This is a genomic window from Mesorhizobium sp. M0045, assembly GCF_040323385.1.
GTDB lineage: Bacteria > Pseudomonadota > Alphaproteobacteria > Rhizobiales > Rhizobiaceae > Mesorhizobium.
In genome coordinates, this window is sequence record NZ_JAMYUY010000008.1 from 162,320 (window position 1) to 177,349 (window position 15,030).

At 62.3% G+C, this 15,030-nt stretch carries 15 protein-coding genes; 7 read left to right on the forward strand and 8 right to left on the reverse strand.

Features of this window, described 5'->3' with window-relative positions; all coding sequences use genetic code 11:
• Positions 1–102: 102 nt before the first annotated feature.
• Positions 103–1,365, reverse strand: a complete 1,263-nt coding sequence (locus NKJ72_RS15555; RefSeq protein ID WP_352477965.1) for a flavin-containing monooxygenase — start codon at positions 1,363–1,365, stop codon at positions 103–105.
• A 391-nt stretch (positions 1,366–1,756) separates the two neighbouring features.
• On the opposite strand from NKJ72_RS15555, the gene NKJ72_RS15560 reads away from it, so the two are divergent.
• From NKJ72_RS15560 to NKJ72_RS15585, 6 genes are all read left to right on the forward strand, one after another.
• Complete coding sequence (locus tag NKJ72_RS15560; RefSeq protein WP_023719196.1) at positions 1,757–2,401, forward strand: 50S ribosomal protein L25/general stress protein Ctc; 645 nt, start codon at positions 1,757–1,759, stop codon at positions 2,399–2,401.
• A gap of 23 nt (positions 2,402–2,424) precedes the next feature.
• The gene (pth, locus tag NKJ72_RS15565) at positions 2,425–3,150 is read left to right on the forward strand and encodes an aminoacyl-tRNA hydrolase (protein WP_352477967.1); all 726 of its coding nucleotides are present in this window, start codon (positions 2,425–2,427) and stop codon (positions 3,148–3,150) included.
• Between the two features lie 109 nt (positions 3,151–3,259).
• A complete protein-coding gene (gene ychF / locus NKJ72_RS15570) occupies positions 3,260–4,363 on the forward strand; it encodes a redox-regulated ATPase YchF (RefSeq protein ID WP_352477969.1) in 1,104 nt (367 codons plus the stop codon).
• 218 nt (positions 4,364–4,581) lie between these two features.
• Positions 4,582–5,556, forward strand: a complete 975-nt coding sequence (gene corA / locus NKJ72_RS15575) for a magnesium/cobalt transporter CorA (RefSeq protein ID WP_352477971.1) — start codon at positions 4,582–4,584, stop codon at positions 5,554–5,556.
• A gap of 131 nt (positions 5,557–5,687) precedes the next feature.
• Entirely contained in the window at positions 5,688–6,149 is a 462-nt protein-coding gene (locus NKJ72_RS15580; RefSeq protein ID WP_352477973.1) for a MaoC family dehydratase, read from the forward strand.
• Entirely contained in the window at positions 6,146–6,616 is a 471-nt protein-coding gene (locus tag NKJ72_RS15585; RefSeq protein WP_352477975.1) for a MaoC family dehydratase, read from the forward strand. Before NKJ72_RS15580 ends, NKJ72_RS15585 begins: the two co-directional genes overlap by 4 nt.
• 43 nt (positions 6,617–6,659) lie before the next feature.
• Here NKJ72_RS15585 and NKJ72_RS15590 read toward each other — a convergent pair whose 3' ends face one another.
• The 4 genes from NKJ72_RS15590 to petA all read right to left on the reverse strand — a co-directional run bounded on the left by NKJ72_RS15590 (position 6,660) and on the right by petA (position 10,260).
• The gene (locus tag NKJ72_RS15590; protein ID WP_254819181.1) at positions 6,660–7,205 is read right to left on the reverse strand and encodes an adenine phosphoribosyltransferase; all 546 of its coding nucleotides are present in this window, start codon (positions 7,203–7,205) and stop codon (positions 6,660–6,662) included.
• 214 nt (positions 7,206–7,419) lie between these two features.
• Entirely contained in the window at positions 7,420–8,292 is an 873-nt protein-coding gene (locus tag NKJ72_RS15595) for a cytochrome c1 (RefSeq protein WP_352477976.1), read from the reverse strand.
• An 89-nt stretch (positions 8,293–8,381) separates the two neighbouring features.
• Positions 8,382–9,683 (reverse strand): cytochrome b, encoded by a 1,302-nt coding sequence (locus NKJ72_RS15600; protein WP_352477978.1) that lies wholly within the window; start codon positions 9,681–9,683, stop codon positions 8,382–8,384.
• A gap of 16 nt (positions 9,684–9,699) precedes the next feature.
• Positions 9,700–10,260, reverse strand: a complete 561-nt coding sequence (gene petA, locus NKJ72_RS15605; protein ID WP_352477980.1) for a ubiquinol-cytochrome c reductase iron-sulfur subunit — start codon at positions 10,258–10,260, stop codon at positions 9,700–9,702.
• A 279-nt stretch (positions 10,261–10,539) separates the two neighbouring features.
• Here petA and NKJ72_RS15610 point away from each other — a divergent pair, with 279 nt between their 5' ends.
• Entirely contained in the window at positions 10,540–10,896 is a 357-nt protein-coding gene (locus NKJ72_RS15610; protein ID WP_254819178.1) for a cupin domain-containing protein, read from the forward strand.
• A gap of 27 nt (positions 10,897–10,923) precedes the next feature.
• Here the strand turns inward: NKJ72_RS15610 and NKJ72_RS15615 are convergent, their stop codons facing one another.
• The 3 genes from NKJ72_RS15615 to NKJ72_RS15625 are packed head-to-tail and all read right to left on the reverse strand — an operon-like array spanning position 10,924 to position 15,030.
• Positions 10,924–11,238 carry a DUF6665 family protein gene (locus tag NKJ72_RS15615; protein ID WP_254819177.1) on the reverse strand — a complete coding sequence of 105 codons (315 nt, stop codon included), beginning with the start codon at positions 11,236–11,238 and terminating at the stop codon, positions 10,924–10,926.
• Between the two features lie 22 nt (positions 11,239–11,260).
• Positions 11,261–13,144 (reverse strand): ABC transporter ATP-binding protein, encoded by a 1,884-nt coding sequence (locus NKJ72_RS15620; protein ID WP_352477982.1) that lies wholly within the window; start codon positions 13,142–13,144, stop codon positions 11,261–11,263.
• Positions 13,141–15,030: an ABC transporter ATP-binding protein gene (locus NKJ72_RS15625; protein WP_352477984.1), complete on the reverse strand. Its 1,890-nt coding sequence runs from the start codon at positions 15,028–15,030 to the stop codon at positions 13,141–13,143. Before NKJ72_RS15625 ends, NKJ72_RS15620 begins: the two co-directional genes overlap by 4 nt.

Below are 15,030 nucleotides of genomic sequence, written 5' to 3' on the forward strand. Positions count from 1 at the left end.
TGAACCTCGGCTTTTAACCCTCCGCGGCCATTCATCTTGAATGGCTCAAATCTCGCGAGAGGAGAGAGCCGCCGACCGGATGAGATTCGTCTGCGGTCGGGATCACTGAATCGGGAGGTCGGAGGCGATCCTTACCAAACGACGCTGGATATCGTCGGCCACCAGGGCTGCTTCCTCCGCAATTGCCAATATTGTGCCCGACCGCCGGGTGATTGCAAAAGGCAGGCCGGCAAAATACACACCCGGGACGCTCGCAAACCCGTTCTCGTGCAGTGGTTGGCCGTGTGGATCGAGCACATCGGGAACGCGCACCCATCCGAAATCCCCAGTGAAACCGGTGCACCAGATCACCGTCGTGATCCCCCGCGCCGCGAGATCAATTGATCGGATCGGTGGATTGGGCAGACGCGCTTCAATCGTCTCCGCCGGGTCCGGCTCAGCCTCGGGGGCATCGATTCGGTTGCGCGCGATATAATCGTCGATCTGGCTTCGAACTCTGGCGGAGCCCTCGTCCGCATGGCGAACATGCGCTTCCGCCTCGTCGCTGAACGAGAGGCGGCCGTCGTCGACGCCCGTGAGCCGACCCAGTACGACGACGCCTTGCGCACTGAGGGACTGCAGGCTGATTGTATGGAGCGCTCCTTGCAGCGGCCTTCCTGGGATTGGGCCCTGTTCAAGTATTTCCTTGCGCGTCACGTCTAGCAGTCCGCTAAGAACCAGCCAGACACTGATGTGACGACCTCGATACGTTCGGGGCAGCCGGCCGACTCGGCTCGTTGCGAGAAACACAGTTCGCCCCGCTTGGGCCAAGTCCTCGGCGATTTGGCCTCCCGACTGGGCACTACCGACCACCAACACCGCTCCACTGTCGAGACCGGATGCGTTGCGGTAGGCTGATGCGTCGATCTGCCGGACTTCGGGCGGCAACAAAGCGGAGAAGGACGGGCGCACCGGGCAGTTCTGGTTACTGCTGGCGATCACCACATTTCTCGCACACAGGGAACCGCGCGGAATGGTAAGCCGGTACAGGCCGTCGCTCGCAACAAGGTCGGTCACCGGCGTACCGGTTTCCACCGGGAGGGCATGACGGCGGGCATAGTCCTCCAACATCGCGACAAACTCGCCGCTTGTCATTGCGCCGTCGGGATCGGAGCCGACATAGCTATCCCCGGGCATGACCGTTTGGATGTTCGCGGTATTTATCCGAAATGAGTCCCAACGCTGGGTCCGCCAGGTCTCACCGATGCGATGTCGCTCCAGCACTCTGTGACGTAAGCCGCGCTGCATCAGCGCATGACTGACACCTAGCCCCGCCCAGCCGGCACCGATGACGACGGCATCAAGAATGTCCGTTGCGCTCGTCATTGCGTTCCCCTCTGACTGTCACCCCATTGTACTTCGTGAAATCAGTAAACGGTTCGCTTTCCAGTACGGCTTGCTCTCAGGCTTGACAAATCGAACATGACAACACTTGGCGTGGCGATGACGAAGATGTCGTGTCTCGTGTAAGTCGCGCCTGTGCGGAAGATTTGTCAACTGAACGTCCGCCAAGGGCGCAAAGCCGAAATTCAGTGAGATGCTGCCCCATACCTGCCTTTGGCTTGCACCTCGCGCCGCCTTCCGCTATAGAGCCGCCACCCGCGTAGACACCCTTGGAGGCAACGCGGCGGAAGGCCGCCCCACCCGGCGGCTTTCGACGTTTACGGCCCAGCCACGCTGGCCGCGAACGCTCCAGAACAACGCGAAAGGAAATGCCATGAGCCACGATACTTACGAGCTCAAGGCCGAAGCGCGCGAACAGGTCGGTAAGGGGTCCGCCCGTGCAGTTCGCCGCAACGGTAAAGTGCCTGCAGTGATTTACGGCGACAAGCAGCCTCCCCTGGCAATTGCGCTGACCTATAAGGACATCTACTACAAGATCCATGGCGGCGGGTTTCTGACCACGGTCGCCACGATCGACGTCGACGGCAACAAGATCCAGGTTCTGCCCAAGGATTTTCAGCTCGACCCGGTCAAGGATTTTCCGGTCCACGTCGATTTCCTGCGCATCGGCAAGGACACCGAAGTCAATGTCGACGTGCCCGTGCACTTCATCAATGAAGACAAGTCGCCCGGCATCAAGCGCGGCGGCGTGCTCAACATCGTGCGCCACGAGGTCGAGTTCCATTGCCCGGCGAATGCGATCCCGGATTTCATCACCATCGATCTCACCGGCACCGATATCGGCGATTCGATCCACATTTCGGCCGTCACCTTGCCGGCCGGCGTCAAGCCGGTGATCTCCGACCGCGACTTCACCATCGCGACCATTGCCGGCTCCTCGGCGATGAAGCCGGAGGCGGTAGAAGAGACGACTGAAGCGGCTGCGCCCGAAGCGGCTCCTGCCGCCGAAGAGAAGTAACCCCTTCCCGCCCGGAGGCGACGATGCTTGTCTTTGCAGGCCTCGGCAATCCGGGCGCGAAATACGCCAGCAACCGGCACAATGTCGGCTTCATGGCGGCGGACGCGATCGCCCGCCGCCATTCCTTTTCGCCCTGGTCGAAGAAATTCCAGGGTCTGATCGCCGAAGGCACGCTTGCCGGCGAAAAGGTGATCCTGATCAAGCCGCAGACCTTCATGAACCTGTCCGGCCAGTCGGTCGGCGAAGCCTTGCGCTTCTATAAGCTCGGCCCTTCGGCGCTGACTGTCTTTTATGACGAGATCGACCTTGCTGCCGGCAAGGTGCGCGTCAAGGTCGGTGGCGGTTCCGGCGGCCACAACGGCATCCGCTCGCTCGACCAGCACGTCGGCAAGGATTTTCGCCGTGTGCGCATCGGCGTCGGCCACCCCGGCGTCAAGGAAATGGTGCATGGCCATGTGCTCGGCGATTTCGCCAAGGCCGACCGCGAATGGCTGGACGTGCTGCTCGACGCAATCGCCGACGGTGCCGGATTGCTTGCCGAGGGCGACGACAATTCCTTCATGAACCGCGTGACGCTGGCCCTGCGCGACAAGCTCACGCCGACGGGCGACGACGACCGCCTGCCGCCCAAGGCGCCAAAGGCACAAAGCCACGTCCGCCAGGCGCGGCCGCAGCAGCCGACGGCCAAGCTGCCCGAAACCGGCCCGATGGCGGCCATGCTGAAGAAGCTTTTTGGCGGCAAGGACTAAGCCATGGCGCCGTCAGCGCCGCGGGCATAAGTGCTCAGGGCTTGACGATCATCGGCGCTTTCGCCCATAGCCCTGATCAAATTCGATTTCCCGATAGGACCAGACAAAAATGGGTTTCAAATGCGGCATCGTTGGCTTGCCCAATGTCGGCAAGTCGACGCTCTTCAATGCGTTGACGAGAACGGCGGCGGCACAGGCCGCCAATTATCCGTTCTGCACCATCGAACCGAACACCGGCGAGGTGGCGGTGCCCGACCCGCGCCTGCAGAAGATCGCCGCGATCGGCAAGTCGAAGGAGATCATCCCGACCCGCATCTCGTTCGTCGACATTGCCGGCCTGGTGCGTGGCGCCTCGAAAGGCGAAGGGCTTGGCAACCAATTCCTCGCCAACATCCGTGAGGTCGACGCCATCGTCCATGTGTTGCGCTGCTTCGAGGATGACGACATTACCCATGTCGAGGGCCGCATCGATCCTGTCGCCGATGCCGAGACCGTCGAGACCGAATTGATGCTTGCCGATCTCGACAGCCTCGAGCGCCGCATCGTGCAGATCCGCAAGCGTGCCGCCGGCAAAGACAAGGAAGCAGCGACCGTACTTCCGATGATGGAAGCGGCGCTCGAACTGCTGCAGGCCGGCAAGCCCGCCCGCATCCTGCTCAACGGCATCTCGGGTGAGGATCTGCGCATCCTGCAGGGGCTGAATCTCTTGACCTCACACCCGGTGCTTTACGTCTGCAACGTCGCGGAAGCCGACGCCGCCACCGCCAACGCGCATACCAGGGTGGTCGAGAAGATGGCCGCCGCGCAAGGTGCCCGCACTGTCGTGATTTCAGCGGCGATCGAGGCCGAAGTCGCCCAGCTCTCGGACGAAGAGGAAATGGAATTCCTGGCAACGCTCGGCCTGGACGAACCCGGCCTGAACAAGGTGATCCGCGCCGGCTACGAGCTTTTGCAGCTCATCACCTATTTCACCGTCGGCCCCAAGGAGACGCGCGCCTGGACCGTGCACAAGGGTGCCAAGGCGCCGCAAGCGGCAGGCGTCATCCACACCGATTTCGAGCGCGGCTTCATCCGCGCCCAGACCATCGCCTATGACGACTTCGTCAGGCTAGGCGGCGAAGTAGCGGCCAAGGAGGCCGGCAAGGCGCGCGACGAAGGCAAGGAGTATGTCGTCCAGGACGGCGACATCATGCTGTTCAAGTTCAACACCTGACCCGGCGAGAACCGCCCGGCCTCCACAATGGCTGCTGCTCGGTCACAACTTCATAACAGGCATCGCGGCGGCGTCTTGCCGCTGCTTGACGGCACGTCACGCCCGGTCTAAGGGGCCTCTGCGCTGGTCTCGAGCCTCACATGGCCATGTCAGTGCGATCTGAGTGACGCGCCCCTTCCGAACGAAACCCTCTTTAGCAACAGCAAGGGAGACCGGCGATGATCAAGGCCTTCGTCGTCGACAATGATCGCCTGCGCCTTGTCGATGATCTCCTGCAAAACAGCGATGCTGTCGTCTGGGTCGACCTTCTCAGCCCGACAAAGGAAGAAGAGACCACGATCGAGACCTGGCTCGGCATTGCCGTTCCGACCCGGGAAGAGATGGAGGAGATCGAGATCTCGAGCCGTCTCTACGTCGAGGACGGCGCCTACTTCATGACTGCCATTCTGCCGGCTCAGACCGAACTGGATGATCCCTTGATGTCACCGGTCACCTTCGTGCTCGCCGGCAGCAGGCTGATCACCGTGCGTTACCACGAGCCGAAGGCGTTCAAGACCTTTCCGCTGCGCGCCGAGAAGGTGGCGACCGGCTGCACCAGCGGCGACACCATCCTGATTGGCCTGCTGGAGGCGATCGTCGACCGCCTCGCCGACATTCTGGAGCGCGCCGGCCGCGACGTCGAGGCGATCTCGCGCGATATATTCGAGGCACGCTCGACCAAAGTTTCCAAGCGCAACCGTGACTTCCAGGAACTGTTGAAAGGCATTGGCCGCAAGGAGGACCTCGCCTCCTCGGTCCGCGACAGCCTGATCTCGCTGCAGCGCCTTGCCGGCTTCCTCGCCCATGCCTCCACTCAGACCAAGATGAGCAAGGATACCCGCGCCCGCATCAAAACGTTGTCGCGCGACGTGCTGTCGCTTGCCGACCACGCCACCTTCCTGTCGCAGAAGATCAGCTTCCTGCTCGACGCGACGCTGGGCATGATCTCGATCGAGCAGAACGCCATCATCAAGATCTTCTCCGTCGCCGCTGTCATCTTCCTGCCGCCGACGCTTGTCGCTTCAATCTACGGCATGAATTTCGACATCATCCCTGAGCTCAAATGGCACTTTGGCTATCCCTTCGCCATCGGCATGATGGTGCTTTCGGCAATCCTGCCCTTCTGGTATTTCCGCCGTCGCGGCTGGCTATAGGGTCGTCAATGCGCGCTACGGCTTGGGCACAGCAGGCTGGCGCACCAGAAATTGCTTGACCAAATGCCGCCCTGCCTGCATCCGGGACCCGACGCGTAGCGATTGTACAATCCTGAACAGGATTCCAGACCATGACCACAAAGACCTGGGCTTATGAGGATTTTGTCGAGGGCGCTTCGCTCGACCTCGGCACCAAGCTGGTAAGCGCCGCTGAAATCATAGAATTCGCCGACGAGTTCGATGCCCAGCCGATGCATCTCGACGAGGCCGCGGGCAAGGCCAGCATCCTCGGCGGGCTGGCGGCTTCGGGCTGGCACACCTGCGCCATGTTCATGCGCATGCTGTGCGATGCCTTCCTGCTCGACTCGACCTCCCAGGGCGCGCCAGGCGTCGACCAGGTCAAATGGAAACGGCCGGTCCTGGCCGGTGACCTGTTGAGCGGCAGCACCACCGTCCTTGCCAAGCGACTGTCCAGATCGAAGCCCCGCCTTGGCCTGGTGACTATGCGCAGCGAGTTGTTCAACCAGCGCGGCGAAGGTGTTTTCGAGCTCGAAAACACCGTCATGTTCCTCACCCGCGAGGGCAGTGCGTGAGCCTCGACGAATTCTTCTGCATCGGTATCACCGTCACGCTCGGTTCACATCGATTCGAACCGGAGGCGATCAAGGCGTTCGCCCGCAAATACGACCCGCAGATATTCCATATAGACGAAGAGGCGGCGAGGAACAGCATATTCGGCGGGCTCTGCGCCTCGGGCTGGCACACCGCCGCCACCTGGATGAAATTGAACCTCCAGGCTGGCATGGAGGCAGAGGTCGCCCGCTGGCCCGGCCCCGGGCCGGTGCCGGAATTCGGTCCCTCGCCCGGCTTCAAGAACCTCAAATGGCCCAAACCTGTCTATGCCGGGGAAACCGTGACTTTCACCCGCACCGCGCTGGCCCATCGCCCCATCGCCTCGCGACCGGGCTGGCGGCTGCTGACGCTCCGCTCAGAGGCCTTCGATTCGACCGGCGACAAGGTCATCGAATTCGAAAGTGCCGTGCTGGTGAAGGTGGAGTGAGCGGAGTTCTTCCCCTCTCCCACAGGAAAGAAGGAAGAAACGCTCAATGCCCCTCAAACCCGATCAGCGTCCTCACCGGTACGCCGAGCGCCTCTAACCTCTCTCGGCCGCCAAGGTCCGGCAGGTCGATGACGAAGCAGGCGGCGAGGATATCGGCGCCGATCTGCCGCAATAGCTTGACGGCCGCCTCGGCCGTGCCGCCGGTGGCGATCAAATCATCGACGAGGATTACCTTCTCGCCTGGAGAAACGCCGTCCTTGTGCATCTCCATCTCGTCCAGCCCGTATTCCAGGCTGTAGGCGACGCGCACCGTCTCGTAAGGCAGCTTGCCTTTCTTACGGATCGGCACGAAGCCGGCCGAGAGCTGGTGGGCGATGGCGCCGCCGAGGATGAAGCCGCGCGCCTCGATGCCGGCGATCTTGTCGATCTTCAGGCCGGCATAGGGATGCACCAGTTCGTCGATGGCGCGGCGGAAGGCCCGCGCATTGCCGAGCAGCGTGGTGATGTCGCGAAACAGGATGCCGGGTTTGGGATAATCCGGAATGGTGCGGATCGCGGCAAGCAGCGTCTCTTCGAGCGAGGATTTCATCGAGCGGCTCTCCGGGCTATTCAGATTCGGCTGAAGGCGTGAAAGGAATGGGCCAATCGTAACCCGGCGCCGCCAAGTCCGGCTACCGCCATGTGATACCTGACGGAAAATTGTCCGGCAAAGGGCCTTGCTCAGCGTCGGCTGCGATCAATCGACATGCCTGCAATGAAAAGGGCGCCTTTCGACGCCCTCGCATTCTCGTATATCGCAGGGCTCAGTGCGCCACGCCGGCCCACACCTTGCGCTTGGTCAGGTAGACCAGCGCACCGAACAGCAGCAGGAAGACCAGCACGCGAAAGCCGGTCTTCTTGCGGTCCTCGAGGTGCGGCTCGGCCGCCCACATCAGGAAGGCCGACACGTCGCGCGAGTACTGGTCGACAGTCTGCGGCGCGCCGTCATCATAGGTAACCTGGCCGTCGGAGAGCGGCTTCGGCATCTTCAGCGACACGCCGGACAGGAAGTACGGATTGTAGTGCGTGCCTTCCGGTATGACCATGCCAGCCGGCGGCTGCTGGTCGTAGCCGGTCAGCAGCGAGTGGATGTAGTCGGGGCCGCCCTGCGCATATTGCGTAAAGATGTCGAACACGAAGCGCGGGAAGCCGCGCTCGACCCCGCGCGCCTTGGCCAGCAGCGACATGTCGGGCGGTGCTGCGCCGCCATTTGCCGCCGCTGCCGCTTCGACATTGGGGAATGGCGCCGGGAAATGGTCGGACGGCTTGCCGGGACGGTCGAACATGTCGCCGGCATCGTTCGGGCCGTCATGGATCGTATATTCGGCCGCCAGCGTCTTGATCTGCGCATCCGAATAGCCAAGGCCTTCCAGCGTACGGAACGCCACCAAATTCATCGAATGGCAGGCCGAGCAGACTTCCTTGTAGACCTTCAGCCCGCGCTGCAGCTGGGCCTTGTCGTACGTGCCGAATGGCCCGGCGAAGCTCCAGTCCATTTCCTTCGGTTCGTGTATCGGGAAATGCGTCGGCGCCGCCTCATTGTGCGCCTCTTCCTGGGCGCTGGCTCCAGTGCTTGCGGCACCCATGCCCGCGGCCACAAGGCCAAGCAGCGCCAGCGAGGAGAGAATCTTTTTCATGCCAATTCCCCTTGAGATTCTCTGACGCGCTGTCATCGTCTCGAGCATGACCTTGTCCGAGTACCGGTTTCCACTTTTCGGGATCATGCTCAGCCCTTGGTTTCCGGCGCGGTCGTGGCACCGGCAGGATGTCCGCCGCCGCCCTTGTTCTTCTCGAGCACCGCCTCGGTGATCGAATTCGGCAGCCGTCGCGGCTTTTCGATCAGCCCGAGCACCGGCAGCGCTACCAGGAAGAAGGCGAAATAGAACAGCGTCGCCATCTGCGCCATGAATACATAGCTGCCCTCGGCCGGCTGCGAGCCCAGCCAGCCGAGCAGGACGGCGTCGGCCACGAACAGCCAGAAGAACAGCTTGTACCAGGGCCGGTAGACTGCCGAGCGCACCTTCGAGGTGTCGAGCCACGGCACCAGGAACAGCATGACAATCGCGCCGAACATGCAGAGCACGCCCCCGAGCTTGGAGTTGATGGGCCCGATATTGAAGGTGATGGCGCGCAGGATCGCGTAGAACGGCAGGAAGTACCATTCCGGCACGATGTGGGCCGGCGTCTTCAGCGGGTTGGCCACGGTGTAATTGTCGGGATGGCCGAGATAATTCGGCAGGTAGAACACAAAATAGGCGAAGACGAACAGGAACACGATCATGCCGAACCCGTCCTTTATGGTTGCGTAAGGCGTGAAGGCGAGCGTGTCGGTCTTCGATTTGACCTCGATGCCGGTCGGATTGTTCTGGCCGACGACGTGAAGCGCCCAGATGTGCAGCACGACGACGCCGGCAATCATGAACGGCAAAAGGTAGTGCAGCGCAAAGAAGCGGTTCAGCGTCGGATTGTCGACCGCGAAGCCGCCGAGCAAAAGCTGCTGGATCCAGTCGCCGACCAGCGGAATGGCGGTGAAGAAGCCGGTGATGACGGTGGCGCCCCAGAAGCTCATCTGGCCCCAGGGCAGCACATAGCCCATGAACCCGGTCGCCATCATCAGCAGGTAGATGATGCAGCCGAGGATCCACAGCAGCTCACGCGGCGCCTTGTAGGAGCCGTAGTAGAGGCCACGGAAGATATGGATGTAGACGGCGACGAAGAAGAACGACGCGCCGTTGGAATGGAGATAGCGCAGCAGCCAGCCCGAATTCACGTCGCGCATGATCTTCTCGACCGAATCGAAGGCGAGAGTGCTGTCGGCCGCATAGTGCATGGCCAGCACGATACCGGTCAGGATCTGCGCCGCCAGCATAAGCGCAAGGATGCCGCCGAAGGTCCAGGCATAGTTCAGGTTGCGCGGCACCGGATAGGCGATGAAGCTGTCATAGACCAGCCGCGGCAGCGGCATGCGCGAATCGAACCAGCGTCCGATGCCGGACTTGGGCGTATAGGTCGAGTGTCCCTCGCTCATGGAAATATCCCCTGCCTCAGCCGATACGGATCTTGGTGTCGGAAACGAATTGGAACACCGGTACTGCCATGTTCTCGGGTGCCGGCCCCTTCCGGATGCGGCCGGCGGTATCGTATACGGAACCGTGGCATGGGCAGAACCAGCCGCCGAAATCGCCTTCCTGGCCGAGCGGGATGCAGCCGAGATGGGTGCAGACCTGGACCATCACCATCCAGGCTTCCTTGCCCGGCGTGGTTCGATTGGCGTCGGTCGCCGGCGCGTCGGCCGGCAGGTTGGCATTGCGGGCGATTGGGTCCTTGAGCTCGGCGAGATTGACCGCCTCGGCGTCCTTCATCTCTTTTTCGGTGCGGTTGCGCACGACTACCGGCTTGCCGCGCCACTTCACGACGAGCGACATTCCTGGCGTCAACGACGAGACGTCGACCTCGACCGAGGCAAGCGCCAGCGTCGAGGCATCCGGACGCATCTGGTCGATGAACGGCCAAGCAACGGCGCCCGCGCCGACCACCGCGGCCATGCCGGTGGCGACGTAGAGAAAATCACGACGGTTGGGATCCTGGGTGTCGGTTGCGCTCACGGTGCCTGATCCTTTCGCCTCTTCCGTACCGGCGGCCGAGCTTGTTCCCTGCTCAATCGCGCCGGCCCGACAGCGCATGGCGAACAGGCTAGCGAATTCCTCCGGCATTTGGGACTTGGGTTTATGCGTGAAGCCTGTTTTTGTCCAGACGGGCGAAGGCACAAGGGCAGATTGTCGCGGGGGCATAATTTGCCCAGCTGAACGATTGGAAAACAGCAGCAAAACCAAATGGCTGCGTTCACCTCGACAGCGGACGCTCGCCCGGTTTATCCTCGCCCCATGGCGCATGTCATCGACCGCGACAAATGGGCCAAAGCGCCCGACCAGTTGCCCGACCACTGGCAAGGCGAGTTGCAATGCGGGCCTTACGGTTCCAGCAGTTGCCTGATCTTTAACTACCTGCCGGAGACCGGCGGCGGCCCGAGGCTGCACAGCCATCCCTATTGCGAGATTTTCATCATCCGAACCGGGACCGGTCTGTTCACCGTCGGCGACCGGCAGATCGAGGCCACAGCCGGCCAGATCCTGGTCGTGCCGCCGAACACGCCGCACAAATTCACCAATCTCGGGCCAGGCCCGCTGGAAACCACCGACATACACGAGAACGGCAGCTTCATCACCGAGTGGCTGGAATAACGCTTCCCGAACCAGTTCCGGTTCGGGTCATCCGCTGGCGCCGAGCCTGGCCAGCACGGCCTTGGGAATGTTGTATTCCCGGATCACCGCGTCGTGCTTGCGCAGGCCGCAGAGTTCGCGCTGGATGAAATACCCGTGCACCGCTTCGGCTGCATCCCTGAGCAGCCGGGCACGGTCGACACTGTCGCAATTCTCGCGCAGCCTGGTCAATGTTTCCTCGACGCGCCGGCCGGCGCGGCCGAGCGCGGCCGCCTTCTCGCCGAGGATTTCATGGCCAAGCAGGTCCAACGCGCTCTCCTGCGCGCCGGACCGTCCGAAATTCGATGGCATTCTCACCGCCATGGTCTACTCCGGTTTTTAGAAACTACTCCGCCGGCCGGGTCTCGGCCAGCGCGCTCTCCTCGTTGAACAGGAAGCCGCCGGACTGCCGCTTCCACAGCCTGGCATAGAGCCCGTCGAGCCCGACCAGCTCGTCATGCGTGCCTTGCTCGACGATGCGGCCCTCGTCGAGCACCACAAGCCGGTCGAGTGCCGCAATGGTCGACAGCCGATGCGCGATGGCGATGACCGTCTTGCCTTCCATCAGCCTTGCCAGATTTTCCTGGATCGCCGCCTCGACGTCGGAATCGAGCGCCGAGGTGGCCTCATCGAGCACCAGGATCGGTGCATCCTTGAGGAAGACGCGGGCGATCGCCACGCGCTGGCGCTGGCCGCCGGAGAGCTTGACGCCGCGCTCGCCGACATAGGCCTCGTAGCCGATACGATCACGATTGTCGCGCAGACCGAGGATGAACTCGTGCGCCTCGGCCTTCTTCGCTGCCGCGACCACCTCGGCGTCGGTCGCTTCCGGCATGCCGAGCTTGATATTGTCGCGCAGCGAGCGGTGGAAAAGTCCCGTATCCTGGCTGACGACGCCGATATTGGCGCGCAGCGAATTCTGCGTGACCCTGGAGACGTCCTGCCCGTCAATGGTGATCTTGCCGCTCTCGAGGTCGTAGAGGCGCAGGATCAGATTGACCAAGGTCGTCTTGCCGGCGCCGGACGGGCCGACCAGGCCGACCTTTTCGCCCGGCCGCACGACGAGGTCGATGCCGTTGAGCACGCCGGACCCCTTGCCGTAGTGGAACTCGACATTGCTGACGTCGATGCGCCCGCCGCCGACGACAAGCTCTTTCGCGTCCGGCGCATCGGTCAGGCCGAGCGGCTGCGAGATCAGCGCCTTGGAGTTTTCCAGCACGCCGAGGTTACGCAAGATGCCGTTGAGCTGCATCATCAGCCGGCCGAGCAGCATGTTCAGCCGCAGCACCAAAGACAGCGTGAAGGCCACGGCGCCGACTGTGATCGAACCCTCGACCCAGAGATAAACGGCGAAGCAGGCGATCGCCGTGATCATGATGCCCGACAGCATCGTCAGCGCCATGCGCACGCCTGTCAGCCGGCGGGTGAACGGGCGCAGCGCGTCGAGATAGATGTCGAAGCCGTTCCTGATGTAGTGGTCGTCGCCATCGGCCGAGAACAGTTTCAGCGTCTGTACGTTCGAATAGGAATCGACAAGGCGGCCGGTGATCATCGAGCCGGCTTCGGCGGTCGCTTCGGCATGTTTGCGGATTGCCGGCAAATAGCGCCTGGCCAGCAAGCCGAAGGCGGTAATCCAGATCACCACCAGCACCGCCAGCCGGAGATCGAGCCCGGCGACCAGCGCCAGCGTCGTCACCGTATAGACGACCATGAACCAGACGACCTCGATGAAGCTTTCCATCAGATCGCCGGTCGCCTGTCCCGCCTGCCAGACCTTGGTCGCGATACGCCCGGCAAAGTCGTTCTGGAAGAAGGCGTAGGATTGGCGCGAGACATGGCGATGCGCCTGCCAGCGCACCAGATTATAGAAACCCGGCGTGATCGTCTGCTCGTCGACCAGCGCCGACAGACCGACGACAATGGTGCGGATGACCAGCACCACCGCGATCATGAAGACAAGTTCCGGGCCGGCGGCAGTCCACAGCGCGTGCCAGCTGCGTTCGCCGGGAAGCTGGTCGAGAATGTCGACCAGCCGCCCGACGAAATAGAACAGTCCGGCTTCGACCAGCGGTGCGATGCCGCCGATCACCAGCATGGCGAAGAAGGCGATCTTCGCCTGCCCGACATAATGCCAGAGGAAACCCCTGACGCCGGCAGGTGGCCGAAGGTCCGCGGGCTCCCGGAATGGATAGACCCAGTTCTCGAACCAGCGGTAGATGGCAGTCATCATTCGGCGGCTTCACCCTTGGCGATTGCATCGTTGGCGGCCGCATCGTTGGCAGAAGGCGCGTCGTCGAGCAGGAATCCGCCCGACTGACGTTGCCAGAGCTGGGCGTAGAGCCCGCCTTTGGCAACGAGTTCCTCATGCGAACCTTCCTCGATGACTCGGCCCTTGTCCATGACCACGAGCCGGTCCATGGCCGCGATCGTCGACAGCCGGTGCGCAATGGCGATGACGGTCTTGCCTTGCATCAGTTTGTAGAGATTCTCCTGGATGGCCGCCTCGGCCTCGGAATCGAGGGCGGAGGTCGCCTCGTCGAGAATGAGGATCGGCGCGTCCTTCAGCATGACACGGGCTATGGCTATGCGTTGCCGCTGGCCGCCGGACAATTTGACGCCGCGATCGCCGACATGCGCGTCGAAACCCTTGCGGCCGTTCGAATCCGACAAGCCGGCAATGAAATCCAGCGCCTCGGCGCGCCGCGCCGCCTCGATCAGCATCTCGTTGCTGGCGTCCGGCCTGCCATAGAGGATGTTCTCGCGTACCGAGCGATGCAGCAGCGAGGTGTCCTGCGTGACCATGCCGATCTGGGCCCGCAGCGAGTCCTGCGTCACTGCCGCAATGTCCTGGCCGTCGATCAGGACCTTGCCGCTTTCGAGGTCGTAGAAGCGCAATAGAAGATTGACCAGCGTCGACTTGCCGGCACCCGATCGACCGACAATGCCGACCTTCTCGCCCGGCTTCACCGTCAGCGACAAGCTTTCGATCACACCCTTCTGCTTGCCGTAGTGGAAGCGGATGTCCTCAAAACGGATCTCGCCCTTGGTCACGGCAATATCCTTGGCACCAGGCCGGTCTTCGACGAGGCGCGGTAGCGAGATCGAGGCGATGCCGTCCTGCACCGTGCCGATATTTTCGAACAGCGTGGACATCTCCCACATGATCCATTGCGACATGCCCCAGAGCCGCAGCACGAGGCCGATGACCAGGGCGACAGCGCCGATCGTCACGGCTTGGCCGAGCCACAGCCACAGCGAGATCGAGGCGACCGAAAACAACAGCAGCGAATTCAGGACATAGAGCAGGCCGTAGAGTTGCGTCACCAACCGCATCGATCGGTAAACGGTGTCGAGAAAGCCGGCCATACCGTCCTTGGCGAAGGATGCTTCGCGCCGCGCATGCGAGAACAGCTTGACCGTCTGAATATTGGAGTAGCTGTCGACGACACGGCCAGTCATGGTCGAGCGCGCATTGGCCTGCTCCTCGCCGACCTTGCCCAGTCGCGGGATGAAATAGCGCAACAGCAGGACATAGCCGGCAAGCCAGACGGCAAGCGGCGCAGCCAGCCGCCAGTCTGCCGAGCCGACAATGAACAGCATGCCGAGAAAATAGACGACGATATAATTGAGCACATCGATGAGCTTGATCACGCACTCGCGCACGGCGAGCGCTGTCTGCATCAGCTTGGTCGCGATGCGCCCGGCAAACTCGTCCTGATAGAAGCTCATCGACTGCTTGAGCAGGTACCGATGCACCTGCCAGCGGATACGCATCGGATAATTACCCATCAGCGTCTGCTGGTTGAGCAGCGAATGGAACCAGACCGTTGCCGGCAGCGCGAAAACCACGATGAAGGCCATGCCGGCCAGCTTCAAGCCTTCGGTCTGCAGGAACGTCTCGCGATTCTGTCCGGACAGCCAGTCGACGATCCGGCCCATGAAGCCGAACATCCACACCTCGGCAAGGGCGATGGCCGTCACCAGTACCGCATCGAGAGCGATGTAGGGCCATGCGCCGCGCGTGTAATGCACGCAGAAGGCGATCAGTGTCCGCGGCGGCTCGACCGGCTCCTTGGCAGGGAACGGATCGAGCCTTTTTTCAAACCAGCTAAACAT